The organism is uncultured Pseudoflavonifractor sp. (genome assembly GCF_944387275.1).
In the GTDB taxonomy this organism is placed as follows: Bacteria; Bacillota; Clostridia; order Oscillospirales; family Oscillospiraceae; genus Pseudoflavonifractor; species Pseudoflavonifractor intestinihominis.
Map to the genome: position 1 here is coordinate 26675 of NZ_CALXEG010000010.1, position 25208 is coordinate 51882.

At 65.7% G+C, this 25208-nt stretch carries 20 protein-coding genes; 15 read left to right on the top strand and 5 right to left on the bottom strand.

Annotation, left to right across the window (positions count from 1 at the left end):
• Window positions 1–164 precede the first annotated feature (164 nt).
• The 10 genes from Q0K23_RS04040 (at window position 165) to Q0K23_RS04085 (ending at window position 11333) form a co-directional block, all read left to right on the top strand.
• Window positions 165–1901 (top strand): ABC transporter ATP-binding protein, encoded by a 1737-nt coding sequence (locus Q0K23_RS04040; protein WP_294518137.1) that lies wholly within the window; start codon window positions 165–167, stop codon window positions 1899–1901.
• A complete protein-coding gene (locus Q0K23_RS04045) occupies window positions 1901–3754 on the top strand; it encodes an ABC transporter ATP-binding protein (RefSeq protein WP_294518139.1) in 1854 nt (617 codons plus the stop codon). Before Q0K23_RS04040 ends, Q0K23_RS04045 begins: the two co-directional genes overlap by 1 nt.
• A gap of 13 nt (window positions 3755–3767) precedes the next feature.
• The gene (locus Q0K23_RS04050; protein ID WP_294518141.1) at window positions 3768–4223 is read left to right on the top strand and encodes a MarR family winged helix-turn-helix transcriptional regulator; all 456 of its coding nucleotides are present in this window, start codon (window positions 3768–3770) and stop codon (window positions 4221–4223) included.
• A gap of 105 nt (window positions 4224–4328) precedes the next feature.
• A complete protein-coding gene (locus Q0K23_RS04055) occupies window positions 4329–5273 on the top strand; it encodes a metal ABC transporter substrate-binding protein (protein WP_294518143.1) in 945 nt (314 codons plus the stop codon).
• Window positions 5270–6040 carry a metal ABC transporter ATP-binding protein gene (locus Q0K23_RS04060; protein ID WP_294518145.1) on the top strand — a complete coding sequence of 257 codons (771 nt, stop codon included), beginning with the start codon at window positions 5270–5272 and terminating at the stop codon, window positions 6038–6040. The genes Q0K23_RS04055 and Q0K23_RS04060 overlap by 4 nt, the downstream gene beginning before the upstream one ends.
• Window positions 6040–6888: a metal ABC transporter permease gene (locus Q0K23_RS04065; protein ID WP_294518147.1), complete on the top strand. Its 849-nt coding sequence runs from the start codon at window positions 6040–6042 to the stop codon at window positions 6886–6888. The genes Q0K23_RS04060 and Q0K23_RS04065 overlap by 1 nt, the downstream gene beginning before the upstream one ends.
• Window positions 6889–6921: 33 nt before the next feature.
• A complete protein-coding gene (locus Q0K23_RS04070; protein WP_294518149.1) occupies window positions 6922–8412 on the top strand; it encodes a HAMP domain-containing sensor histidine kinase in 1491 nt (496 codons plus the stop codon).
• Entirely contained in the window at window positions 8409–9350 is a 942-nt protein-coding gene (locus Q0K23_RS04075) for a GerMN domain-containing protein (RefSeq protein ID WP_294518151.1), read from the top strand. The genes Q0K23_RS04070 and Q0K23_RS04075 overlap by 4 nt, the downstream gene beginning before the upstream one ends.
• Window positions 9351–9462: 112 nt before the next feature.
• Window positions 9463–10746: an O-acetylhomoserine aminocarboxypropyltransferase/cysteine synthase family protein gene (locus Q0K23_RS04080; RefSeq protein ID WP_294518154.1), complete on the top strand. Its 1284-nt coding sequence runs from the start codon at window positions 9463–9465 to the stop codon at window positions 10744–10746.
• 83 nt (window positions 10747–10829) lie between these two features.
• Window positions 10830–11333: a hypothetical protein gene (locus Q0K23_RS04085; RefSeq protein ID WP_294518156.1), complete on the top strand. Its 504-nt coding sequence runs from the start codon at window positions 10830–10832 to the stop codon at window positions 11331–11333.
• A gap of 108 nt (window positions 11334–11441) precedes the next feature.
• On the opposite strand, the gene Q0K23_RS04090 is transcribed toward Q0K23_RS04085, so the two are convergent.
• Window positions 11442–13691 carry a hydratase gene (locus Q0K23_RS04090; protein WP_294518158.1) on the bottom strand — a complete coding sequence of 750 codons (2250 nt, stop codon included), beginning with the start codon at window positions 13689–13691 and terminating at the stop codon, window positions 11442–11444.
• A 317-nt stretch (window positions 13692–14008) separates the two neighbouring features.
• Between Q0K23_RS04090 and Q0K23_RS04095 the strand changes: the two genes are divergently transcribed.
• Window positions 14009–15493: an N-acetylmuramoyl-L-alanine amidase gene (locus Q0K23_RS04095; RefSeq protein WP_294518160.1), complete on the top strand. Its 1485-nt coding sequence runs from the start codon at window positions 14009–14011 to the stop codon at window positions 15491–15493.
• A 53-nt stretch (window positions 15494–15546) separates the two neighbouring features.
• Here the strand turns inward: Q0K23_RS04095 and gatB are convergent, their stop codons facing one another.
• From gatB to aspS, 4 genes are all read right to left on the bottom strand, one after another.
• The gene (gatB, locus tag Q0K23_RS04100) at window positions 15547–16971 is read right to left on the bottom strand and encodes an Asp-tRNA(Asn)/Glu-tRNA(Gln) amidotransferase subunit GatB (protein ID WP_294518162.1); all 1425 of its coding nucleotides are present in this window, start codon (window positions 16969–16971) and stop codon (window positions 15547–15549) included.
• Complete coding sequence (gene gatA / locus Q0K23_RS04105; RefSeq protein WP_294518164.1) at window positions 16972–18480, bottom strand: Asp-tRNA(Asn)/Glu-tRNA(Gln) amidotransferase subunit GatA; 1509 nt, start codon at window positions 18478–18480, stop codon at window positions 16972–16974.
• A 12-nt stretch (window positions 18481–18492) separates the two neighbouring features.
• On the bottom strand, window positions 18493–18780 hold the full coding sequence (gene gatC, locus Q0K23_RS04110) for an Asp-tRNA(Asn)/Glu-tRNA(Gln) amidotransferase subunit GatC (protein WP_294518167.1): 288 nt from the start codon (window positions 18778–18780) through the stop codon (window positions 18493–18495).
• 85 nt (window positions 18781–18865) lie between these two features.
• Complete coding sequence (gene aspS / locus Q0K23_RS04115; RefSeq protein WP_294518169.1) at window positions 18866–20188, bottom strand: aspartate--tRNA(Asn) ligase; 1323 nt, start codon at window positions 20186–20188, stop codon at window positions 18866–18868.
• Between the two features lie 506 nt (window positions 20189–20694).
• Here aspS and metF point away from each other — a divergent pair.
• The 4 genes from metF to Q0K23_RS04135 are packed head-to-tail and all read left to right on the top strand — an operon-like array spanning window position 20695 to window position 25188.
• Entirely contained in the window at window positions 20695–21555 is an 861-nt protein-coding gene (metF, locus tag Q0K23_RS04120; protein WP_294518171.1) for a methylenetetrahydrofolate reductase [NAD(P)H], read from the top strand.
• A complete protein-coding gene (locus Q0K23_RS04125) occupies window positions 21552–22202 on the top strand; it encodes a vitamin B12 dependent-methionine synthase activation domain-containing protein (RefSeq protein ID WP_294518174.1) in 651 nt (216 codons plus the stop codon). The genes metF and Q0K23_RS04125 overlap by 4 nt, the downstream gene beginning before the upstream one ends.
• Window positions 22203–22213: 11 nt before the next feature.
• Window positions 22214–24625 carry a homocysteine S-methyltransferase family protein gene (locus tag Q0K23_RS04130; RefSeq protein WP_294518176.1) on the top strand — a complete coding sequence of 804 codons (2412 nt, stop codon included), beginning with the start codon at window positions 22214–22216 and terminating at the stop codon, window positions 24623–24625.
• On the top strand, window positions 24622–25188 hold the full coding sequence (locus tag Q0K23_RS04135; protein WP_294518178.1) for a uracil-DNA glycosylase family protein: 567 nt from the start codon (window positions 24622–24624) through the stop codon (window positions 25186–25188). The genes Q0K23_RS04130 and Q0K23_RS04135 overlap by 4 nt, the downstream gene beginning before the upstream one ends.
• Window positions 25189–25208: the final 20 nt, after the last annotated feature.

The following is a 25208-nucleotide window of genomic DNA, read 5'->3' on the forward strand; positions in this document are numbered from 1 at the left end:
AAACAGACCCGCCGGGCGGCATTTTCGAGAGAAAACAGGGTCTAGCGCCGAAAAAACAGGGGAGGGGAAGAAATTTGCCTGCGAAAGGTTGACATCTGCATGTGATGCGCATACAATAATTGCACGCACAACAATAAGAACTGCAACTGAGGAGGCGACGGCACGTGCTTCTGCGGATTTTTTCCTACCTGAAGCCCTACCGGAAATACACCATACTGGCGGTGCTCTGCATCGCGGTGGAGGCGGTCTTTGAGCTGATCATCCCCTTCCTGATGGCGGACATCGTGGATGTGGGCGTCAAGAACGGGGACACCACGTACATTTTCACCCGGGGCGCCATGATGGCCGTGTGCGCCCTGCTGGCTCTGCTGTTCGGCGCGGGCAGCGCCCGCTTTGCCGCCGTGTGCGGCCAGGGTCTGGGCGCAGAGCTGCGGAAGGAGGAGTACCGCAAGATCCAGGCCTTCTCCTTTGCCAACACCGACCGGTTCCAGACGGCCTCCCTGGTCACCCGGCTCACCAGCGACGTGACCGCCGTGCAGAACGCCCTGGCCACCGGCCTGCGACCCGCCGTCCGCTCCCCCATCATGATGGTCATGGCCCTGGGCCTGTCCTTCCGCATGAGCCCCAGGCTGGCGGTGGTGTTCCTGGTGGCGGCGCCCCTGCTGGGCATCCTGCTGTGGCAGATCGTCAGCCGGGTGCGGCCCATGTACGGCAAAATGCAGGCTGCCATGGACCAGGTCAACCGGATCATCCAGGAGAATCTGACCGCCATCCGGGTGGTGAAGGCCTGCGTCCGGGGGGAGTACGAGGTGGAGAAGTTCGAGGAGGTCAACAAGAACCTGCGGGACACCTCCGAGCGGGCCTTCCGGCTGGCGGCCCTGAACATGCCCGCCATGCAGCTGATCATGTACAGCACCATCCTAGCCATCCTGTGGTTCGGCGGACGGCTGACCATGGTGGGCGGCATGGAGGTGGGCGACCTGACCGGCTTCCTCAGCTACGTGCTCCAGGTGCTCAACTCCCTGATGATGTTCTCCGCCGTGTTCCTCATGCTCACCCGGTCCCTGGCCTCCTGCCGCCGGATCCTGGAGGTCATGGACGAGAAGATCGACATCACCGAGATCCCCGGCGTCACCGACCCGGACGCCAAGGTGGAGCGGGGCGAGATCGTGTTTGACGACGTGTCCTTCCGCTACCGGGCGGGAGCGGGGGAGAACGTGCTGGACCACGTGTCCTTCCGCATCGAGGCGGGGCAGACCGTGGGCATCCTGGGCCAGACCGGCTCGGCCAAGTCCACCCTGGTCCAGCTCATCCCCCGGCTGTACGACGTCACCGGTGGCGCGGTGTATGTGGACGGCCGGAACGTGAAGGAGTACCCCCTGGAGCACCTGCGGGACGCCATCGCCATGGTGCTCCAGAAGAACACCCTCTTCTCTGGCACGGTGAAGGACAACCTCCGCTGGGGCAACGAACACGCCACCGACGAGGAGATCGACCAGGCCTGCCATATCGCCTGCGTGGACGAGTTCATCGACCGGCTCCAGAACGGATACGACACCGAGCTGGGCCAGGGGGGCGTCAACGTGTCGGGCGGCCAGAAGCAGCGGCTGTGCATCGCCCGGGCCATCCTGAAAAAGCCCAGGGTGCTCATCCTGGACGATTCCACCTCCGCCGTGGACACGGCCACCGAGGCCAAGATCCGCCAGGGCCTGGCCCAGGGCCTGCCCGGCACCACCAAGATCATCATCGCCCAGCGGGTGACCTCCGTCCAGGAGGCGGACCAGATCCTCATCCTGGAGGACGGAAAGATCAGCGCCGTGGGCAACCATGAGAGCCTGATGGCCTCCAACCCCTTCTACCAGGGGCTCTATCAGTCTCAGCAGAAAGGAGCGCTGGAATAATGGCTGCAATGGTAAGAGGCCGGGGGCCCAAGGACACCAAAAAGACCATACTCCAGCTCATGCGCTATCTGGGGCGGCACAAGCTGGCTCTGGTGGCCGTGGCCGTGATGGTGTTTATCGGCAGCGGCGCCAACATCTTCGGCACCTATCTGCTCAAGCCGGTCATCAACCAGTACGTGCTGCCCGGGGATGTGCGCGGCCTGATGGTGATGCTGCTGCTCATGGGCCTGATGTACCTGTCGGGGGCCGCCGCCACCTGGGGCTACAACCAGCTCATGGCCCACACCGCCCAGCAGGTGGTGGCGGAGATCCGCTCCGACCTGTTCGCCCACGTCCAGACCCTGCCCCTGCGGTATTTTGACACCCACACCCACGGCGAGCTCATGAGCCGCTTCACCAACGACGTGGACACCCTCACCAACATGCTCAACAACTCCTTCGCCATGCTCATCCAGAGCGCCATCATGGTGGTGGGCACCATCAGCATGCTGCTGGTGCTCAACTTCCGGCTGTCCCTCATCGTGGTGGCCTTTCTGGCGGCCATGGCCCTGTTCATCCGGTGGAACGGCAAGCGCAGCCGCCGGTACTACAACGAGCAGCAGGCCCGGCTGGGCGACCTGAACGGCTTCATCGAGGAGATGGTGTCCGGCCAGAAGGTGGAGAAGGTGTTCAACCACGAGCCCCAGGACTTTGAGATCTTCTGCCGCAAGAACGAGGACCTGCGGAAGGCGGCCACCAAGGCCGTCAACTACGCGGGCATGACCGTGCCCACGGTGGTGAGCCTGTCCTACTTCAACTACGCCGTGTCCGCCTGTGTGGGCGGCATGTTCGTGCTCTCCGGCCTGATGGACCTGGGCAGCCTGTCGGCCTACCTGGTGTACGTCCGGCAGAGCGCCATGCCCATGAACCAGTTCACCCAGCAGGTCAACTTCATCATGGCCGCCCTGTCCGGCGCGGAGCGGATCTTTGAGATGATGGAGGAGCAGCCTGAGCCGGACGAGGGCAAGGTGACCCTATGCCGGGCCCGGGAGAACGCCGACGGCACCCTCACCGAGGACCCCGCCGGCATCTACGCCTGGCGGGTGCCTCAGGCCGACGGTACGGTCAGGCTGGTGCCTCTGCGGGGGGACGTGCGCTTCCACAACGTGGTCTTCGGGTACAATAGCAAAAAGACCATCCTCCACAGCATCGACCTGTTTGCCAAGCCGGGGCAGAAGATCGCCTTCGTGGGCTCCACCGGCGCGGGCAAGACCACCATCATCAACCTCATCAACCGGTTCTACGAGCTCAACGAGGGCGCCATCACCTACGACGGCATCGACCTGCGGGACATCCGCAAGGACGATCTGCGCCGGTCCATGGCCATGGTCATCCAGGACGCCCACCTCTTCACCGGCACCATCCTGGAGAACATCCGGTACGGCAGGCTGGACGCCACCGACGAGGAGGTGAAGGAGGCGGCCAGGCTGGCCAACGCCGACTCCTTCATCCGCCGCCTGCCCGACGGGTACGACACCATGCTCACCTCGGACGGCGCCAACCTGTCCCAGGGCCAGCGGCAGCTGCTCACCATCGCCCGGGCCGCCGTGGCCCAGCCGCCGGTGCTGGTGCTGGACGAGGCCACCAGCTCGGTGGACACCCGCACCGAGCAGCTCATCGAGCAGGGCATGGACCACCTCATGGAGGGCCGCACCGTGTTCGTCATCGCCCACCGGCTCTCCACCGTCCGCAACGCCCAGGCCATCCTGGTGCTGGAGCAGGGGCGGATCATCGAACGGGGCAGCCACGAGGAGCTGCTGGCCCAGAAGGGCCGGTACTACCAGCTCTACACCGGCCAGTTCGAGCTGGAGTGAGGAGGGGAGCGCCGTGAAAAAGCGTGAACTGCGGTCAATGCTGTTCCAGCTGGAGCTGAGCCGCCGGAGGCTGCTCCAGCCCTGGTTCTCCGGCCTGGGGCTCACCCTGGGCCAGGGGCAGCCCCGGATTCTCGCCCGCCTCCTCCAGGGGGACGGCCTGACCCAGCGGGAGCTGGCCGACGCCTGTGTGCTGGACGCCGCCACCCTCTCCCGGGCCCTGGACCGGATGGAGGAGACGGGACTCATCCGCCGGGTGGAGAACCCGGGCAGCCGCCGGTCCTACCTGGTCCGGCTCACCGACGCCGGGCGAGAGAAGGCCGCCCAGGTCCAGCAGGGGTTTGACCGGGTGGACGAGGTGCTCTGCCGGGGGTTTTCCCAGGCGGAGCTGGACCGGCTCCAGGAGGACCTGGAGCGCCTGCGGGCCAACCTGGACGGGTGCGAGGGCCTGTTCGGGGGAAAATCCACCTGACAAGTGGGAAAACATTTTACAAAATGTGCAAATAGCGGTATAATAAAGCCTGCCGGACTTGCGGGAAAGCGCGGTCCGGCAGGTATTTTATTGGCGAGGTATTGTATGAAGAAACTCATTCCCCTGTTCCTGAGCCTGGCGCTGCTGCTGTCCGGCTGCGGCCCTGCCGCCGCGCCGGAGGAGGACGGCACGCTGCACGTGGCGGCCATGACCTACCCCATCTATCTCTTCACCAGCCGGGTCATCGAGGGCGCCGAGGGGGTGGAGGCGGAGGCGGTCATCAACCAGCCCATGAGCTGCCTCCACGACTACACCCTGACCGTCAACGACATGAAGGCCATCCAGGGCGCCGACCTGCTCCTGCTCAACGGCGTGGGCCTGGAGGACGCCATGTCCTCTGCCATCGAGTCCAGCGGCGTGCCCACGGTGGACTGCTCGGGGGGCGTGTCCCTCCTCCACTACGGGGAGAGCGCCGAGGAGCACGCCGCCCACGGCGGCGAGGACGACCACGACGACCACGACCACGGCGAGTACGACCCCCACATCTGGATGGACCCGTCCCGGGCCGCCGTGATGGTGGAGAACATCGCCGCCGCCCTGTCCCAGGCCGACCCGGACAACGCCCAGCTGTACGCGGACAACGCCGCGGCCTATGCCGGCGAGCTGACCGCCCTGAAGGATGAGCTGCGGGACCGTCTCTCCGGCCTGGAGCCCAGAGAGCTCATCACCTTCCACGAGGGCTTCGGCTACTTTGCCGACGCCATGGGCCTGACCGTGGTCAAGGCCATCGAGGAGGAGGCGGGCAGCGAGGCCAGCGCCAGGGAACTGGTGGAAATTATTGATTTGATCGAGCAGTATCAGCTGCCCGCCATCTTCACCGAGGCCAACGGCTCGGACGCCACCGCCAACGCGGTGTCCCGGGAGACGGGGGTCAAGGTAGCCCAGCTGACCATGCTCATGAGCGCCGAGGCGGTGCCTGCGGACAGCGACGACCCCTACCGGGCCGGGCTGGAGCAGAATGTCAACACGATCCTGGAGGCCTATGAATGAGAAAACCAAAGCATGAGATCCAGGGCGCCGGCTGCGCGGGCGCCTGCTGCCTCCGGGTGGAGCACCTGGGGGTGGACATGGGTGGAGCGGACATCCTCCGGGACGTCAACTTCCACCTCCACTGCGGCCAGATCGTGGCTCTGATCGGCCCCAACGGCGCGGGCAAGAGCTCTCTGTTCAAGGCCGTGCTGGGCCAGATCCCCCACAGCGGCACCATCGAGTTCCAGAAGGCGGGGGGAAAGCACACCCGCCCCCTCATCGGCTACGTGCCCCAGTCCCCCGCCTTTGACCGGGGGGACCCGGTGAGCGTGTTCGACTTCTTCTCCGCCGCCATCTCCTCCTGGCCGGTGTTCCTGCCCGCGCCCAAGAGCCTGCGCAAGCGGGTGATCGCCTGCCTGGAGCGGGTCCACGGCGCCGACCTCATCGACAAGCGCATGGGCGCCCTGTCGGGCGGCGAGCTCCAGCGGGTGCTCATGGCCATGGCCCTGGAGCCGCTGCCCCATATCCTGATCCTGGACGAGCCCCTCTCCGGCGTGGACATCGACGGCGAGCGGCAGCTGCTGGACATGCTGGACGAGATCTGCACCCAGTACGACCTGTCCATCCTCCTGTCCACCCACGACTTCGCCACCCTGGAGGAGTACGCCGACCAGGTGATCCTCCTCAAGTCCACGGTGCTGAAGGTGGGCACGCCCGCGGAGGTTCTCTCCTCCGATGAGTTCAGAGCCGTGTTCCACCTGGACCTGAGAAAGGGGGCGGGGTCGTAATGGAGCTGTGGTATCAGATCGTATCCATTCTGCCCTTTGAATGGGCCGGGCCCGACGGGCTCTACTTTATGAAGAACGCCCTGCTGGCGGTGCTGGTCATCTCGCCCCTGTTCGGACTGCTGTCCACCATGGTGGTCACCAACCGGATGTCCTTCTTCTCCGACGCCCTGGGCCACTCCGCCTTTACCGGCATGGCCATCGGCGCCATCTTCGGCTTTGTGGACCCCATGTGGTGCGCGGTGATCTTCGCCATCGCCTTCTCCCTGCTCTTCACCCTGGTGCGCCACCGGACCCACATGGCCAGCGACACCGTCATCGGCGTCTTCTCCTCCACGGCGGTGGCCCTGGGCATCTTCCTGGCCACCCTGGGGGGCAGCAGCTTCACCAAGTTCAACAACCTGCTCATCGGCGACATCCTCAGCGTGGAGCCGGGCAAGATCGGCCTGCTGGCCCTCATCCTGCTGCTGGTGGTGGTACTGTGGCTGGCGTCCTTCAACCAGCTGATGATCTCCTCCATCCACCCCGCCCTGGCGGACAGCCGGGGCATCCGGGTGTTCTGGCAGGAGGCCCTGTTCTCCGCGGCCATCGCCGTGGTGGTCACCGTGTCCATGACCTGGGTGGGCCTGCTGGTCATCAACTCCCTGCTGGTGCTCCCCGCCGCCGCCGCCCGGAACCTGGCCCGCAACATGCGGCAGTACCACCTGTTTTCCATCCTGGGGGCCATTGTGGCCGGCATCGCCGGGCTGATGACCTCCTACTACGCGGGCACCTCTGCCGGCGCGTCCATCACGCTGTATCTGGCGGCCTTCTTCGCCGTCACCTTCCTGCTGCGGGGCCGCCGGGCCTGACATCACCGCCGGAGACGAGAGGAGGCGGAGTCCTTGAACAGAAAAAAGGAAAAGAATCAGGAGCGCTCCGCGCCCCGGAAGGTCCACCTCTGGAGCTCCCTCCAGACAAAATTCGCCCTGACCTACATCGCGGTCATCGCGGCGGTGCTGGTGCTGCTCAACACCTACCCCCTCCTGGCCTCCCGGGAGCTGGTGGAGACCTCCAAACAGACCGCCCTCCAGAGCCAGGCGTCCCTGATTTCCTCGGCATTGTCCAGCCTGCGCACCATGACCTACGACGGCGCCGACGGCGTCTTTCAGGAGCTGCGGCTCCAGGACAACGTGGACCTGGCCCGCATCCGCATCCTGGTGACCGACGCGGCGGGCATGATCATCTACGACACCGGCGAGACCGGCGCCACCATCGGCCGGTATGCCCTGGTGGGCGAGGTGGTCACCGCCCTCAAGGGCCAGGGCTACGACGTGTTCACCTGCCAGTACCGGGACGGGGTGTTCCGCAACCGGGCCGCCGCCCCGGTGGTGTACCGGGGGTCCATCATCGGCGCCGTGTGCCTCTATGAGTACGACGCCGACCAGGGGGCCCTGCTCTCCGGGGTCCAGCGGAACCTGGGCCGGATCTCCGTGATCATCTGCCTGGTGGCCCTGCTGCTGAGCGCGGTGTTCTCCCGGGCCCTCACCCGGCGGATGGGCACCCTGCTCAAAGCCATCCGCATCGTGCGGGAGGGCGAGTACAGCCACCGGGTCCAGCTGGGGGGACACGACGAGCTGGCCCTGCTGGCTGACGAGTTTGACCAGCTGACCGGCCGCCTCCAGACCACGGAGGAGGTGCGCCGCCGCTTTGTGTCCGACGCCTCCCACGAGCTGAAGACCCCGCTGGCCTCCATCCGCCTGCTCACCGACTCCATCCTCCAGTCCGACCACATGGACCCGGAGACAGGGAAGGAGTTCGTCAGCGACATCGGCGAGGAGGCCGAGCGGCTCACCCGCATCACCGAAAAGCTGCTCACCCTCACCCGTATGGACAACGCCGCCCCGGTCCACACCGAGCCGGTGGATGTGAAATACGTAGTGGAGAAGGTGGAGCACATGCTCTCGCCTCTGGCAAAGGCGGTGGACGTGACGCTGCTGTGCCGGCTGGACGAGGGCTGCTTTGTCCGGGCTACCCAGGACGACATCTACCAGATCGCCTTCAACCTGATGGAAAACGCCATCAAGTACAACCTGCCCCAGGGCACCGTGACGGTGACGCTGTTCGTCCGTGGAAAGAGCGTCCTCCTCCGGGTGGAGGACACCGGCGTGGGCATCCCGGAGGAGGATCTGCCCAAGGTGTTCGACCGGTTCTACCGGGTTGACAAGGCCCGCTCCCGGGAGGCGGGCGGCACCGGCCTGGGCCTGTCCATCGTGCGGGACACCGCCCGGCAGCACGGCGGCTCTGTGACCGTCCGCCGCCGGGACCCGGAGCCGGGCACCTGCTTTGAGGTCGTGTTTCCGCTCTGTCAGCCGGAAGGGGGGAGCGAGCAGTGAGACAGTGTGATTTGCGCCGGAACAGCGGTCTGCTGCTGGTCCTGTGGACCGGCCTGCTGCTCCTGTCGGCCTGCGCCCTGGTGGAGAGCGGGGAGGAGACCCAGCCCCAGGGGGCCTACAAGGTCTACTACGCGGTGACCGGGGAGGAGGCCACGGTCCAGGCGGTGGACTGGGAGTACCATGTCCCCTCCGGCGAGGACACCGCCTCCGCCCTGGCGGAGCTGGTGCTCTCCCAGCCCGAGACCCCCGGCCTGACCTCGCCCGCCCCCTCGGGCACCCGGCTGCTCTCCTGCCAGCTGGAGGAGGGGCAGCTGCGGCTGGACCTGTCCGAGCAGTACGGCGGCCTGTCCGGCGTGGATCTGACAGTGGCCAACTCCTGCCTCACCCTCACCCTGTGCCAGCTGGAGGGGGTGGAGGAGGTGTACATCACCGTGGAGGGGGAGGCCATCCCCTACCAGACCCTGCGGGCCATGGGCACGGACGACGTGCTCCTGCCCGGCACAGGGGAGGGAGAGCTGACCGTGGCGGTGGGGCTGTGCTTCCCCAGGGCCGACGGCAGCGGCCTGGGGGTGGAGTACCGCGACGTGGTGCAGAACGAGGGGGACACCATGGCCAGCGCCGTGTTTTCCGCCCTGCTGGAGGGCCCCCGGTACCGGGAGCTGACCAGCCTGATGCCCGAGGACACCAAGTTGCGGGGCATCTCGGTGGAGGGCGGCGTGTGCACCGTGAACCTGTCGCCCGAGTTTCTCGCCGCGCTGCCGGAGGACGAGCAGTCGGCCCGGCTGCTGCTCTACTCCATCGTCAACACCCTGTGCATGCAGGAGGACCTGTCCATCAGCACCGTGCAGATCCTGGCCGATGGCCACGCCATTGAGTCCATCGGCGGCGTGCCGGCCTCCGTGCCCCTGGAGCCGGACTGGACGCTGCTGGAGTCTTGACAGAGTCCCACCGGGCGTGTAGGATATTCCTGTTACAAAATGCCAACGCAGGGCCGGGAACCAGGCCCGCCGCCGGACAGACGGCTTACCCAAGAAAAAGGAGAGCATGACCATGAGTGACTACCGTATGAGCACCAACTGCATCCACGCCGGATATCGCCCCGGAAACGGCGAGCCCCGGAATATTCCCATTATCCAGTCCACCACCTTCCGGTACGCCACCGGCGAGCAGATGGGCGCCCTCTTTGATCTGGAGGCCAGCGGCTACTTCTATACCCGCCTCCAGAACCCCACCAACGACCACGTGGCGGCCAAGATCTGCGCCCTGGAGGGCGGCACGGCGGCCATGCTCACCTCCTCCGGCCAGGCGGCCAACTTCTACGCGGTGTTCAACATCGCCTCCTGCGGCGACCACGTGGTGGCCTCCTCCGCCATCTACGGCGGCACCTTCAATCTCTTCGCCGTCACCATGAAGCGGATGGGCGTGGAGTTCACCTTTGTGGACCCGGACTGCTCCGAGGAGGAGCTGGAGGCCGCCTTCAAGCCCAACACCAAGGCTGTGTTCGGCGAGACCATCGCCAACCCCGCCCTCACCGTGCTGGACATCGAGAAGTTCGCCAAGGCGGCCCACGCCCACGGCGTGCCCCTCATTGTGGACAACACCTTCCCCACCCCTGTGAACTGCCGCCCCTTTGAGTGGGGCGCCGACATCGTCACCCACTCCACCACCAAGTACATGGACGGCCACGCCAACGCGGTGGGCGGCGCCATTGTGGACTCGGGCAAGTTCGACTGGATGGCCCACGCCGACAAGTTCCCCGGCCTGACCACCCCCGACGAGAGCTACCACGGCATCACCTACGCCGAGAAGTTCGGCAAGGAGGGCGCCTACATCACCAAGGCCACCGCCCAGCTCATGCGGGACTTCGGCTCCATCCCCTCTCCCCAGAACTGCTATTACCTGAACATCGGCCTGGAGACCCTGCCCCTGCGGATGAAGCAGCACTGCTCCAACGCTCTGGCCGTGGCCCAGTATCTCCAGGGCCACGAGAAGGTGGCATGGGTCAAGTACCCCGGCCTGGAGGGGGACCAGTACCACGCCATGGCCGCCAAGTACATGCCCAATGGTACCTGCGGCGTGGTGTCCTTCGGCGTGAAGGGCGGCCGCGCGGCGGCCTCCAAGTTCATGGCCGGGCTGGAGCTGGCCTCCATCGCCACCCACGTGGCCGACGCCAAGACCTGCGTGCTCCACCCCGCCTCCACCACCCACCGGCAGATGAACGACGCCGAGCTGGCTGCCGCCGGTGTGTCTCCCGACCTGGTGCGCCTGTCCGTGGGCATCGAGGACCCCGCCGACATCCTGGCCGACGTGGAGAAGGCCCTGGCCGGCGTGTAAACTGAAACTGAGAAAATCCCCCTCCTGCACACAGCGCGGGAGGGGGATTCACGCAATAGGGAAAATCTATGAGGATGATAGGGATGGACCTGTTTTCAAAATACAGAGCGCTGAACATAGACGGCAGACTGATTTCTCTTGCATATGAGGAACGCGCAGAGCCCTATTTCTGCTACCCTGTGAATGCCAGAGTGATTGGCTTTGAAGGCTGCATATTGTATTGTTTCCTGCCTGAATATGGGGATATGGTCTTTGCGTCAAATCCCGAGAGTTGTGCGGATAAAAATGTCTATCCCCTTGCAGCAGACTTTAAGGATTTTATGCGGCTGATTCTGGCATGCGGTTCCGCCAATCCGGTTGAACAGATTGTATGGATGAATAAACAGCAGTTTGAGCAGCACTTACAGAGCGAAAGAGAAGCGCAGACACCGGAGCAGAGAGAGCTGATGTCCTTTCTGGCCCATGAGTTGAGCCTTACGCCCATGGAAAATCCCTTTGAATATGTAAAGTCATTGCAGTCAGAGTTTGATGACAGCAAAGTCCAATACAGTGATGAATACTACGATGTTCTTGGAATTGAGAGATAGTTTCCGCCTTTACAATCCCTTTTTTGTCGGCTGAAAAAGCTGAGCAGGAGATGACCATAAAACGAGGGGCCCCGCCGGTACCGGCGGGGCCTCGCGCTTTTGCTTTATTTACTTGGCATAGTAGTTGATCAGGCAGCCCGCCAGCACGATATCCCGCTCCTCGCGGGTCATGCCGGGCAGGCGGAGGGTGACGGTGCGCTCCTGGCCGTTCTGGATGAGGGTGGCCTCCACGGTCTCGTCCATAGACTCCAGCACCTTCCGGATGCCGGGCAGCCACAGCTTGTCTCCGGGCTGGACGTTCCAGTCCTTCACATCGTCGGCCACAAAGGGCAGCATGCCCCAGTTGACCACGTTGGAGCGGTAGCGCTTGGTGGCGTACTCAGCGGCCAGGTTGGCGCAGCCGCCCAGCACGCGCTGGCAGGAGGCGGCCTGCTCCCGGGCGGAGCCGTCGCCGGGCTTGAGGGCCATGACAAAGGTGCCCAGGCCGGTGGTGCGGCCGTCCCGGCCGCCCAGGGCCTCCACAACGGCGGCGTCCTCCGGGTTCTTCCGCCGCAGCAGCTCCACCTCCTGGACCGCCTTGGCACGGGGGACGTACTGGGGGTCCTTGCGGCTCAGGGCGAACTGGGAGAGCTTGATGGGGTTGGAGCGGTAGGAGGAGGTCTCGCCGGAGGGGATGAGCTCGTCGGTGGTGGTCACCGGGTCATAGATAGCGGCGGCGGCGGTGAGGAGCAGGTTTTCCGGCATGGGGATCTGCTCGGGCCAGTCGGCGATGTTGGGGCCAAAGACCAGCTCGGTCTCGGGCTGGGGATGGCCCACGCCGAAGTACACCCGGGCCTTGTAGGCGGAGTCGTCGTAGTGGTAGGGCTCGTTGGCGGGATCAGCGGGCACGTCGGGCAGCTCGGTGGCGGCGGTGAGCACGCCGCCGTTGAGGGCGGTGGCCGCGATGGAGCGGGCGTCCATCAGGGCCACGTAGGCTACCTGGCCGTCGGCGGGCTTAGAGCCCTCCCGGTTGGGGAAGTTGCGGGTGGAGTGGCGGATGGAGAAGGCGCCGTTGGCGGGCACGTCGCCTGCGCCGAAGCAGGGGCCGCAGAAGCAAGAGCGGATGGACGCGCCGGCGGCCATCAGGTCGGCGATGTAGCCCTGCTTGGTCAGCTCCAGGTTGATGGGCATGGAGCCGGGGTAGCAGGAGAGCCAGAAGGCGTCGGAGCCGATGGCGTGGCCCTTGAGGATCTGGGCGGCCCGGACCAGGTTCTGGTAGGTGCCGCCGGAGCAGCCGGCGATGACGCCCTGGTCCACGTGGAACTGGCCGTCCTGGATCTTCTTGGTGAGGGAGGGCGCGCCGTTCTTCAGTTCCAGCTGGCGCACCGCGTCCTCCTCCACCTGGTGGAGCAGGTCGGCCATGTTGGCCTTGAACTCCTTGATGGTGAAGGCGTTGGAGGGGTGGAAGGGCAGGGCGATCATGGGCTCCATGGCGGACAGGTCCACCTCGATGACGCCGTCGTACCAGGCGCCGTCGGCAGGGGCCTGGGCCTGGTAGGCGTCGCCCCGGCCCAGGATGCCCAGGTATTCCTTCACGGTCTCGTCAGTGCTCCACACGGAGGATAGGCAGGCGGTCTCGGTGGTCATTACGTCGATGCCGCAGCGGTAGTCCATGGACAGGTTCTTCACGCCGGGGCCGAAGAACTCCATCACCGCGTTCTTCACCGCGCCGATCTTGAAGGTGGCGCCGATGAGGGCCAGGGCCACGTCCTGGGGGCCCACGCCGGGGCGGGGCGCGCCGGTGAGGTGGATGGCGATGACCCTGGGGTAGGCGATATCGTAGGTCTTGCACAGCAGCTGGCGGGCCAGCTCGGGGCCGCCCTCGCCGATGGCCATGCAGCCGTAGGCGCCGTAGCGGGTGTGGGAGTCGGAGCCCAGGATCATCCGGCCGGGGGCGGCGTACCGCTCCCGCATGTAGGAGTGGATGACGGCCTGGTGGGCGGGGACGAACTCGCCGCCGTACTTCTTGGCGGCGGACAGGCCGAACACGTGGTCGTCCTCATTGATGGTGCCGCCCACGGCGCACAGGGAGTTGTGGCAGTTGGTGAGTACGTAGGGCAGGGGGAACTCCTTCATGCCGGAGGCGCGGGCGGTCTGGATGATGCCCACGTAGGTGATATCATGGGAGGCCATGGCGTCGAATTTCAGCTTCAGTTCGGCCATGTTGCCGGCGGTGTTGTGGGCCTTGAGGATGTGATAGGCCATAGTGCCGGATTTGGCCAGCTGAGGCGCGGGCAGGCCGGCGGCCGCACCCTCGGCCTCGGAGAGGAAGCCGCCGTCCCGATAGTAGACGCCGGAGAGAGTCAGTTTGATGCTCATGGACGTACCTCCAATATCTTGTGGATTTTGAAATGGTTTTGCAGGCAGAGAACCGAGAACTTGTGTGACATCAGTTCGCTGATTCAATAAATATTATCATACCAAAGCGGCGGGGAAAGTGCAAGCGGCAGGGGTGGGAAAATGCGGATTTCCCCGGGACGCCGTCAGGACATATAAAAAATGTAAAAATTTATGTCAACCTTTTTGACCCAAATCCATTGACGGACAGAAGGGGATTCGGTAGAATAATAGGGAACGTGTGCCGGTGCCCCTGAGGCCCGGAATGAGATAGGTTTACAGAGGATAAGGAGTTCCCCATGAGACAGACAAAGAGAGCGGCTGCATTTCTGCTGATGCTGGCCCTGCTGGTATCCTTCCTGCCGGTCCAGGCGGCGGGGCCCAACGGGCTGCTGAATATCGAGGTACATAACGAGTCCGCGGGGCGCTACGAGCCCCAGCAGGCGGAGAAGGTGAACATCAGCCTGGACGGGACGGTCATCGACCTGACGGGCGACGTGCCCGGCCTGGCGCTGGGCGGGCGCACCATGGTGCCCATCCGCACGGTGGCCGAGGCTCTGGGGGCCACGGTGCTCTGGCCTCAGGGGAGCAACCAGGTCATCCTGCGCAAGGGGGTGGACACCATCGTGCTCACCCTGGGCTCGGCCAACGCGGTGGTCAACGGCAAGGTGGAGCCCCTGCCCGACGGCGTGCCCGCCTGTGTGGTGAAGTGCCAGGGGGTGGAGCGGACCATGGTGCCTCTGCGGTTCGTGTCCGAGCAGCTGGGCGCCCAGGTGGACTGGGACCAGGAGACCTTTACCGCCATCATCATCAGCGGGGAGAACGACACGGCCTACATCACCCGCATCCAGGCCGACTATGACCGCCAGACCGTGTTCATTGAGACGGACCGGAAGCTGGAGTACCGGGTCACCGACGGCAGCGGCAAGGTGACCCTGGACGTCCTGGGCGCGGAGCTGTCGGCGGGGTTCCCCGGCACCATCCCGGTGGACAACGACTTTATCGCCACGGTCCGCTACGCCCAGCACGGCTCCGATTTGTACGAGGGGTATGACCACGTGGTGCGGGTGGAGCTGACCCTGGCCGACGGCGTCACCCGGGAGAAGAACCTGACCATCGAGCAGCAGGACGACGGTATCCTCATCACGGCCTTCCGGCCCCAGGAGGAGGCGCCCCAGGTGCCGGATACCCCGGCGGAGGAGCCCACCGACCCGGTGAACCCGTCCAACCCCATCGACCCGTCCCGCCGGACCGTGGTCATCGACCCGGGCCACGGCGGCACCAGCAGCGGCGCGGTGTACGAGGGCATCCTGGAGAAGGACCTGACCCTGCCCATCTCCCTGAAGCTGGCCGCTCTGCTGAAGGCGGCGGGGTACAACGTGGTCATGACCCGCTCCACCGACGTGTATGTGGGATTGTACGAGCGGGCGGACATCGCCAACAGCGTGGACGCGGATATCTTTGTCTCCATCCACGCCAATGCCTTTGACGACCCGTCGGTCAACGGCCTCATCACCTACTACCACCCCTCCAGCGGACGGGGCAAGCGGCTGGCCCAGGCCATCCAGACCCCGGCCTGCCAGGCCACCGGCGCCAAGAACCGGAACATCGCCTCGGCGGACTTCGTGGTCCTGCGGGAGACCGACATGTGCGCCGTGCTGGTGGAGACCGGCTTTATGACCAACCACGACGAGCTGATGAAGCTCAACACCAGCTCCTATCAGGACAAGCTGGCCCAGGGCATCGCCCAGGGTATCATCAACTACCTGAACACGCTGGGCTGATTTCTTCAAAAAAGTACCGTCGGGCAGCTGCCCGGCGGTACTTTTTTGTGCTGTCACTGTTCCGTCAGCTTGCGGCGGACCGCCTCGTTGACGGCCTTGGGGTCGGCCTTGCCCCTAAGCTGGCGCATGACCTGGCCCACCAGGAAGCCGAAGGCCTTCTCCTTGCCGGAGCGGTAGTCCTCCACCGACTTGGGGTTGTCGGCAAAGGCCTTGTCCACGGCGGCCTCCACCAGGCTGTCGTCCCGGATCTGCTCCAGGCCGTGGTCCGCCACGTAGGCGTCCACGTCGCCGTCGCTGTCGAACACCGCCTCAAAGACGGTGACGGCGGTGTTGCGGTTGAGCTTGCCCTCGGCCACCAGGGCGATGAGCCGGGCCAGGGTGGCGGGGGAGAGGGGCATGTCCGCCGCCTCCATGCTCCGGGCGGACAGGGCCCGCAGCACCTCGCCCATGATCCAGTTGGACGCCTGCTTGGCGGGGGCGCCCAGGGCCACCACGGCCTCAAAGAAGTCGGACAGGGCCTTTTGGGAGGTGAGCATCTCGGTGTCGTAGGCGGGCAGGCCAAACTGGCGCTGATACCGCTCCATTCTGGCCGGAGCCAGCTCGGGCTGTGCGGAGCGCAGATGCTCCAGATACGCCTCCGACAGCTCCACCGGGGGCAGGTCGGGGTCGGGGAAGTAGCGGTAGTCCTGGGCGTTCTCCTTGGAGCGCATGGCGTAGGTGGCGTCCTTGTTCTCATCCCACCGGCGGGTCTCCTGGATCACCCGCTTGCCCTCCTCCAGCAGCTCAATCTGCCGCCGGCTCTCGTACTGGATGGCCCGGGAAATGGCCTTGAAGGAGTTGAGGTTCTTCATCTCGGTGCGGGTGCCCAGCTCGGTGGAGCCGGCGGGGCGCACCGACAGGTTCACGTCGCAGCGGAGGGAGCCCTCCTGCATCTTGCAGTCGGACACGCCCAGGTACTGGAGGGTGGAGCGCAGCTGCTCCAGGTAGGCGATGACCTCATCGGCGGTGTGGAAGTCGGGCTCGGTGACGATCTCGATCAGGGGCACGCCGCAGCGGTTGTAGTCGCAGCAGGTCTGGTCGGTCCAGGGGTCGTGGATCAGCTTGCCCGCGTCCTCCTCCATGTGCAGCTCGTGGATGCCGATGGTCTTGCCGCCGCCGATGTCCACCGCGCCGTCCCGGCAGATGGGCAGGTAGAGCTGGGAGATCTGGTAGGCCTTGGGCAGGTCGGGGTAGAAGTAGTTTTTCCGGTCAAAGTGGCTCTTGCGGGTGATGGCGCAGTTGAGGGCCAGTCCGGCCCGGACGGCGAACTCCAGCACCTTCTCGTTGAGCACGGGCAGGGTGCCCGGCATACCGGTGCACACCGGGCAGCAGTGGGTGTTGGGCGCGCCGCCGAAGGCGGTGGTGCAGGAGCAGAAGATCTTGGTCTCGGTGGCCAGCTCCACGTGGGTCTCCAGACCGATCACAGTTTCCCAGGTCATTCAAATCACCCCTTCCTGATCTGCCTTCCCCTTGGGGGGAAGGTGGCCCTCAGGGCCGGATGAGGGGAAACGCTTATGCCAGTCGGTGTCCAGCTGGAAGGCATGGGCGGCGTTGAGCACCGCCGCCTCCCCCAGGGCCGGGCCGATGAGCTGGGCGCCGATGGGCAGGCCGCCGTCAAAGCCGCAGGGCATGGACAGCCCCGGCAGACCCGCCAGGTTGACGGGCACGGTGTAGATATCGCTCAGGTACATCTTCAGCGGGTCGCTGAGGCTCTCCCCCAGCTTGGGGGCGGTGGTGGGGGAGACGGGGGTGAGCAGCAGGTCGTACTGCTCAAAGGCCCTGTCATAGGCCTCCTTGATGAGGGCCTTGACCTGGAGGGCCTTTTTATAGTAGGCGTCGTAGTAGCCGGACGAGAGGACGAAGGTGCCCAGCAGGATGCGCCGCTTCACCTCAGAGCCGAAGCCCTCGGTGCGGGTGCGGCAGTAGAGGTCGGTCAGGTCCTCATACTCCGCCGCCCGCCAGCCGTACTTCACGCCGTCGTACCGGGACAGGTTGCTGCTGGCCTCGGCGCAGGCGATGATATAGTAGGTGGGCACCATATACTTCATCAGAGGGAAGGAGAAGGTCTCCACCCTGGCGCCTCTGGCCTCCAGCACGGCGGAGGCCTCCTTGACGGCGGCGGCCACCTGGGGCTCCAGGCCCTCGCCGAAGCAGTCGGCGGGCAGGCCGATCTTCATGCCACGGATGTCCCCGGTCAGGCCGGAGAGCAGGCTGCCGGCGGGGGCGTCCAGGGAGGTGGCGTCCCGCCTGTCCCTGCCCTGGATCACGTCCAGCACGGCGGCGCAGTCGGCGGCGGTGCGGGCGATGGGGCCGATCTGGTCCAGGGAGGAGGCGTAGGCGATGAGGCCGTACCGGCTGACCGTGCCGTAGGTGGGCTTGATGCCGGTGACGCCGCAGAAGGAGGCGGGCTGGCGGATGGAGCCGCCGGTGTCCGACCCCAGAGCGAACCAGCACTCCCGGGCGGCCACCGCCGCCGCCGCGCCGCCGGAGGAGCCGCCGGGCACATGGGCGGTGTCCCAGGGGTTGTGGGTGGGGCCGCAGAAGGAGGTCTCAGTGGTGGAGCCCATGGCGAACTCATCCATGTTCAGCTTGCCCAGGGAGACGGCGCCCGCCTCCGTCATCCGGTCCACCACGGCGGCGTCGTAGGGGGGCGCGAAGTCGCCCAGGATCTTGGAGGCGCAGCAGGTCTTGACGCCCTTGGTGCAGATGTTGTCCTTGAAGGCCATGGGCACGCCGTACAGGGGGCTTTTCGCCTCCTTCACCCCGGCCTGGAGGGCCTGGGCGCGGGCCATGGCCTGCTCGCCGGTGGCGGTGATGAAGCAGTTGAGGGCGGGCTCCCGCTCCGCCATCACGTCCAGGGCGGTCTGGGTGGCCTCGGCGATGGACACGTCCCCCGTCCGGATGGCCGCGCCCAGCTCCAGGGCGCTCAGTTCCAGCAGTTCTTTCACGATAAACCCTCCTTATTCCACAGCCCTGGGGACCCGGAAGGTCTCCCCGTCGCTGTCCGGCGCGCCGGACAGCAGGACCTCACGGTCCGCAGAGGGGACCACCGTGTCGGCACGGAGCACGTTCTTCAGGGGGAAGATGTGGCTCATGGGCTCCACGCCGTCGGTGTCCAGGGTGTTGAGGGTGTCCATATAGGTGACGATCTGTTCCAGCTCGCCGGCCATTTTGGCCTTCTCCTCCTGGGGCAGGCGGAGCCGGGACAGGGTGGAGACGTAGTCCACCAGCTCTTCGGTAATTTTCATAGCAACAGCATCCTTTCGTCCGATCCCCTCACAGAGCGGAGGGGTATCGCGGGACAGAGATTTTCGGCAGAAAATCAATCGCCCTTTACGGTTCCAGCCGGGTGCGGTCCCGGGGGAAGAGGGTGGCCAGGCGCACGTTGTCCAGGCCGCACAGCTGCATGGTCAGCCGCTCCAGGCCGATGCCCAGGCCGCCGTGGGGGGGCGCGCCGTACTTGTGGAGCATGAGGTAGGACTCGAACTCCTCCGGGTGCATGCCCAGCCGCTCCATCTTGGCCACCTGCTGATGGTAGTCGTGGATGCGCTGGCCGCCGGTGGTCACCTCCATGCCCCGGAAGAGCAGGTCGAAGGACAGGGTGTACTTGGGGTCCTCCGGGTCGTCCATGGCGTAGAAGGGCCGCTTTTTAGCCGGGTAGTGGGTGACAAAGACCAGGTCGCTGCCCCACACCTCCTTGGCGTACCGGCCGATGGCGTGCTCCTCCTCGGGCTCCAGGTCGTAGGGGTTGCGGATGGCGTAGCCGTACTTCTCCGCCGCCAGCCGCTTGGCCTCGTCGAACCGGACGCAGGGGACGTCCTTCATCTCGGGCAGGGTCACCCCCAGCCGGGCCAGGTCGTCGGCATACTCTTCGCCCAGCAGGCGGAAGCAGTAGCGGAGGAAGCCGGTCTCCACGGCGATGATGTCGTAGAAGCTGTCGATATACCCCATCTCGAAGTCCATGGAGGTGTACTCGTTCAGGTGGCGGGTGGTGCTGTGCTTCTCCGCCCGGAACACGGGGGCCACCTCGAACACCCGCTCAAAGACGGGCACCATGGTCTGCTTGTAGAACTGGGGGGACTGGGTGAGGAAGGCCTTGCGGCCGAAGTAGTCCAGGCGGAAGATGTTGCTGCCGCCCTCGGCCCCGGCGTGGACGATCTTGGGGGTGTGGATCTCGGTAAAATCCTGGCTCTGGAGGTACTCCCGAAAAGCCCGGGAGATGCCCGCCTGGATGCGGAACACGCTGCGCTCCCGCAGGCTGCGCAGCACGGCGGGGCGGAGGGAGAGGCGGGCGTCCAGCGTCAGGTTCAGCTTCCGCTTGGACACCGGCACCGGCATGGCAGCTGCGGGCCGGGAGAGCACCCGCACCGCCGCCGCGGCCAGCTCGGCCCCGCCGGGGGCCCGCTCCTCCTGGTGCACCGTGCCCAGCACCTCCACGGCGCACTCCTCGGTGACGCCGTCCAGGTCCACCTCCGGCGGGCACACGCACTGGAGCACCCCGTCCCCCTTGCGCAGGAGCAGGAAGGTGAGGCCTCCCATGTCCCGCAGGGAGTGGACCATGCCCCGGACGGAGACGGCCTGATTCTCCAGGGCACCTCCGATAATGTCGCGGATCGCGGGCTGCTTGACTGCGGTAAGAGCTGTCGCTGTGATCATGACCGTTCACATCCTTCTGAAAAAATAAAAGTTAAAAATTTCCACCGTGGAAAACGAAAAAAGCCCCGAGACTGCCAAAGCAGTTTCGGGGCGAAATAGACCTATTCCGCGGTACCACCCAAAGTTGCGGCGTCCCCATTGACGCGACCTCTTATACTCCTTAACGCGGAGGGGAACGGGCGGACCTACCCCTCCAGCGGAGGCTCGGCACGCCGGCTCAAAAGTGTTGCGCCTTCTCTTCTCTCCGGGGCGGGCTCTCAGTCGGTGGCCCGCGTTCTCTGTCGGATGCCCGAGGGGCGGTCTTTCTCGTCGCCTTTGTGATGTTGGAGGCATTATACGCCCATGGACGGACATTTGTCAACGGTTATTTTTTTCAAAAATTTCCCATGAAAGAAAAAAGGTGAACTTTACCGATGAAGTGTGCTATAATGGACAGCATTGAATCGGCCGCCGCCGGGACCGCCGGCCCCTGGCGCTGAGGCACATCCAAAGGAGAGAACCCAGACATGAAAATCATTGACATTCTCAACCAGGACAAGGTCACCCTGTCCTTCGAGGTCTTCCCCCCCAAGACCAGCGACTCCTACGAGTCGGTGGCAAAGGCCACCCAGGAGATCGCGGCCCTCAGGCCCGACTTTATGAGCGTCACCTACGGCGCCGGCGGCGGCACCAGCGACTACACCGTGGGCATCGCCGCGGGCATCCGGGACAGGTACGGCGTGGAGCCTCTGGCCCACCTGACCTGCGCCTCCTCCACCCGGGAGCATGTCCATGAAGTGCTGGGCAAGCTGAAGGAGAGCGGCATCAGCAACGTGCTGGCCCTGCGGGGGGACATCCCCGCCGGCGGCGCCCCGGCCCACGACTACCACTACGCCGCCGAGCTGGTGCGGGAGATCAAGGCCAGCGGAGACTTCTGCGTGGGCGGCGCCTGCTACCCCGAGGGGCACCCCGAATCCCCCACCAAGGCCAGCGATATCGACCATCTGAAGGCCAAGGTGGAGGCGGGCTGTGAGTTCCTCACCACCCAGATGTTCTTTGACAACAACATCCTCTACAACTTCCTCTACCGCATCCGGGAGAAGGGCATCACCGTGCCCGTGGTGGCGGGCATCATGCCCGTGACCAACGGCAAGCAGATGACCCGCATCTGCAAGCTGTCCGGCACCTATCTGCCAGAAAAGTTCAAGGCCATTGTGGACAAGTTCGGGGACAATCCGGCGGCCATGCGCCAGGCCGGCGTGGCCTACGCCGCCGGACAGATCATCGACCTGATCGCCAACGGCGTCAACCACATCCACATCTACTCCATGAACAAGCCGGAGATCGCCGCCGGCATTCAGGCCAGCCTGTCGGAGGTCCTGAAGTGACCCTGGAGGCGGACTACAGCGAGATCTGCCGGTACTTAGGCTACCGGAGGGACACACCGCCGGACAGCGCCATGGAGCAGACCATCCGCGCCTGCGCCAAGCGGCTGGAACAGGCGGTCACCCCCCGGTGGGTGAGCCGGGCGTTCCCCCTCGCTCACCTGCCCGACGGGGCGCTGGAGCTGGGGGAGGTCCGGGTGGAGAGCAAAAGCCTGTCCCGCAACCTGAAGGGCTGTGAGCGGGTGATCTTCTTCGCCGCCACCCTGGGGGTGGAGGCCGACCGGCTCATCGCCAGGGCTACCGCCGTGCGGATGAGCGAGGCGGTGATCCTCCAGGCCGCGGCGGCCTCCCTCATCGAGGTATGCTGCGACAGCGCCTGCGAGGAGCTGCGCCGTAAGGCGGAGGAGGAGGGCTGGTATCTCCGGCCCCGGTTCAGCCCCGGCTACGGGGACTTCTCCATCGCCCACCAGCGCGACATCACAACTTTGCTCCAGACCCCGGCCAGGATCGGCCTGACCGTGACAGAGCAGATGCTGCTGGCCCCCATGAAGTCGGTCACCGCGGTGATCGGCATGTCCCGTCAGGCGGCGCCCTGCCACCGGCAGGGCTGCGAGGCCTGTGACAAGACCGACTGCGCCTTTCGCAGATAACAGGAGGATGTATGAGTTTTTTGGAGAAACTGGGGCGGGAGCGCCTCTTTTTTGACGGTGGCACCGGCACTCTGCTGCAGGCCCAGGGCCTGAAGGGCGGCGAGCTGCCCGAGACCTGGAACCTGCGCTATCCCGAACGGATTCAGGCCGTGCACAGGGCCTATCTGGACGCGGGAAGCCACGTCATCTGCACCAACACCTTCGGGGCCAACGCCCTGAAGTTCCCCGACGGCGGAGAATGGGACCTGGAGGAGATCATCCGGGCGGCCGTGGACAACGCCAAGCGTGCCAGGGCGGAGGCGGGCCGTGAGGCCGACGCCTACATCGCCCTGGACATGGGCCCCACCGGGCGGCTGCTGCGCCCCATGGGGGACCTGGACTTTGAGGACGCGGTGTCACTCTTCGCCAGAGTGGTCCGGGTGGGCGCCCAGGCCGGGGCCGACCTGGTGCTCATCGAGACCATGAGCGACGGCTACGAGGCCAAGGCGGCCGTGCTGGCCGCCAAGGAGAACAGCGACCTGCCCGTGGTGGTGACCACGGTGTACGACGAGAACGGCAAGATGCTCACCGGCGGCACTATCGCCTCCACCGTGGCCCTGCTGGAGGGCCTGCGGGTGGACGCCCTGGGCGTCAACTGCGGCATGGGTCCGGAGCAGATGCTCCCCCTGGCCGAGGAGCTGGTGAAGCTGGCGTCCGTGCCCGTGGTGGTCAACCCCAACGCCGGCCTGCCCCGGCGGGAGGGGGACAGGACCGTGTTCGACGTGGACCCGGAGCGGTTCGCCGCCGTTATGGAGCGCATTGCAAAGCTGGGCGTGTGGGGCCTGGGCGGCTGCTGCGGCACTACCCCCGACCACATCCGCGCCCTCACCGCCGCCTGCCGGGACATCCCCGTCACCCCGCCGGAGCGGAAGCGGCGGACTGTGGTGTCCTCCTTCTCCCGGGCGGTGGAGATCGGCCCCATGCCCGTCATCATCGGCGAGCGCATCAATCCCACCGGCAAGAAGCGCTTCAAGGAGGCCCTGCGGAACCATGACCTGGAGTATATCCTGAATGAAGGGTTCGCCCAGGAGGAGGCCGGGGCCCACATCCTGGACGTGAACGTGGGCCTGCCCGAGATCGACGAGCCCGCCATGCTGGAGGAGGCGGTGTGCGCCCTCCAGAGCGTCATCCCCCTGCCCCTGCAGATCGACACCTCTGACACCCAGGCCATGGCCCGTGCCATGCGCCGCTACAACGGCAAGCCCATGATCAACTCGGTCAGCGGCAAGGCGGAGAGCATGGCGGCGGTGTTCCCCCTGGTGCGCAAGTACGGCGGCGTGGTGGTGGGCCTGGCCCTGGACGAGGGCGGCATCCCCGAGACTGCCGAGGGCCGCCTGGCAGTGGCCCGGAAGATCTACGACACCGCAGCGGAGTACGGCATCCCGCCGGAGGACATCGTGATCGACGGCCTGACCCTCACGGTCTCCTCCGAGCCCAAGGCGGCGGTGGTCACCCTGGAGACTCTCCGGCGGGTGCGGGACGAGCTGGGGGGACACACCATTTTGGGCGTGTCCAACGTGTCCTTCGGCCTGCCCCGGCGGGACATCATCAACGCCAATTTCTTTGCCATGGCCCTGGAGGCCGGGCTGTCCTGCGCCATCATCAACCCTCTGGCCGAGGGTATGATGGGAGCCTGGCGGTCCTACTGCGCCCTGGCCGGGCTGGACAGCCAGTGCGGCGGCTATATCGAGGCGTACAGCGGCCAGACCGCGGCCTCCGCTGCCACCCCTGCCGCCGCGGCCAGCCTGTCCCTGGAGGAGTGTGTGATGCGGGGCATGCAGGAGGAGGCGGCCCGGGCCGCCCGCAGGAACCTGGAAAAGGGCGTGGAGCCCCTGGAGCTGGTCAACACCGCTCTGATCCCCGCCCTGGACAAGGTGGGCCAGGACTTTGAGAAAAAGATCCTCTTCCTGCCCCAGCTGCTCATGAGCGCCGAGGCGGCCAAGGCGGCCTTCGAGGTGGTCAAGGCCGCCATGGCCAGCCAGCCCCAGGAGAAGCAGGGCAAGGTGGTGCTGGCCACCGTCAAGGGGGATATCCACGACATCGGCAAGAACATCGTCAAGGTCCTGCTGGAGAATTACGGCTTTGAAGTGGTGGACCTGGGCAAGGACGTGGCCCCGGAGACGATCGTGGAGGCGGCCGCCGCACCCGGTGTCCGTCTGGTGGGCCTGAGCGCCCTCATGACCACCACGGTGGTCAGCATGGAGGAGACCATCAGGGCCCTGCGGGAGAGCGGCAGCGGCGTCAAGGTGGTGGTGGGCGGCGCGGTGCTCACCGAGGAGTACGCCGCCAGCATTGGCGCCGACCGCTACGCCAGGGACGCCATGGCCACCGTCCGCTACGCCAAGGAAGTCTACGCAACGGAGAACAGGGAGGAGAAGGCATGAAGAACTGGGAAGGGCTCCAGGCCGAGTGTATGGCCTGCCGGAAGTGCGCCCTGGCTGAGACCCGCCACAACGTGGTGTTCGGCGCGGGCAATCCCAACGCCGAGGTCATGTTCATCGGCGAGGGACCCGGCGAACAGGAGGACCTGAAGGGAGAGCCCTTTGTGGGCCGGGCCGGCAAGCTGCTGGACGACATGCTGGAGATCATCGATCTGGACCGGAGCAAGATCTACATTACCAACATGGTCAAGTGCCGTCCGCCCCAGAACCGGGACCCCCTCAACGTGGAGCAGGAGGCCTGCATCGGCTATCTGCGCAACCAGGTGGCCATCATCCGGCCCAAGATCATCGTGTGCCTGGGCCGGATCGCCGCCATGAAGCTGATCAAGGAGGACTTCAAGATCACCAAGGAGCACGGCCAGTGGGTGGAAAAGGCGGGGGTGCACATGACCGCCATGTACCACCCGGCGGCCCTGCTGCGCAACCCTGGCTGGCGTCCCGCCGCCTTTGAGGACCTGAAGTCCCTCCAGGCTAAGATCAGGGAAATCTGCACCAGGACCTATTGAGCGAAGAAACAGCCGCCCGC

Coding starts and splice junctions, on each gene's coding strand:
- metF (WP_294518171.1), top strand. CDS start 20,695: ATGAAAATCATTGACATTCTCAACCAGGACAAGGTCACCCTGTCCTTC.
- Q0K23_RS04045 (WP_294518139.1), top strand. CDS start 1,901: ATGGCTGCAATGGTAAGAGGCCGGGGGCCCAAGGACACCAAAAAGACC.
- gatB (WP_294518162.1), bottom strand. CDS start 16,971: ATGACCTGGGAAACTGTGATCGGTCTGGAGACCCACGTGGAGCTGGCC.
- Q0K23_RS04080 (WP_294518154.1), top strand. CDS start 9,463: ATGAGTGACTACCGTATGAGCACCAACTGCATCCACGCCGGATATCGC.
- Q0K23_RS04065 (WP_294518147.1), top strand. CDS start 6,040: ATGGAGCTGTGGTATCAGATCGTATCCATTCTGCCCTTTGAATGGGCC.
- aspS (WP_294518169.1), bottom strand. CDS start 20,188: ATGATCACAGCGACAGCTCTTACCGCAGTCAAGCAGCCCGCGATCCGC.
- gatC (WP_294518167.1), bottom strand. CDS start 18,780: ATGAAAATTACCGAAGAGCTGGTGGACTACGTCTCCACCCTGTCCCGG.
- Q0K23_RS04130 (WP_294518176.1), top strand. CDS start 22,214: ATGAGTTTTTTGGAGAAACTGGGGCGGGAGCGCCTCTTTTTTGACGGT.
- Q0K23_RS04055 (WP_294518143.1), top strand. CDS start 4,329: ATGAAGAAACTCATTCCCCTGTTCCTGAGCCTGGCGCTGCTGCTGTCC.
- Q0K23_RS04085 (WP_294518156.1), top strand. CDS start 10,830: ATGGACCTGTTTTCAAAATACAGAGCGCTGAACATAGACGGCAGACTG.
- Q0K23_RS04135 (WP_294518178.1), top strand. CDS start 24,622: ATGAAGAACTGGGAAGGGCTCCAGGCCGAGTGTATGGCCTGCCGGAAG.
- Q0K23_RS04095 (WP_294518160.1), top strand. CDS start 14,009: ATGAGACAGACAAAGAGAGCGGCTGCATTTCTGCTGATGCTGGCCCTG.
- Q0K23_RS04090 (WP_294518158.1), bottom strand. CDS start 13,691: ATGAGCATCAAACTGACTCTCTCCGGCGTCTACTATCGGGACGGCGGC.
- Q0K23_RS04060 (WP_294518145.1), top strand. CDS start 5,270: ATGAGAAAACCAAAGCATGAGATCCAGGGCGCCGGCTGCGCGGGCGCC.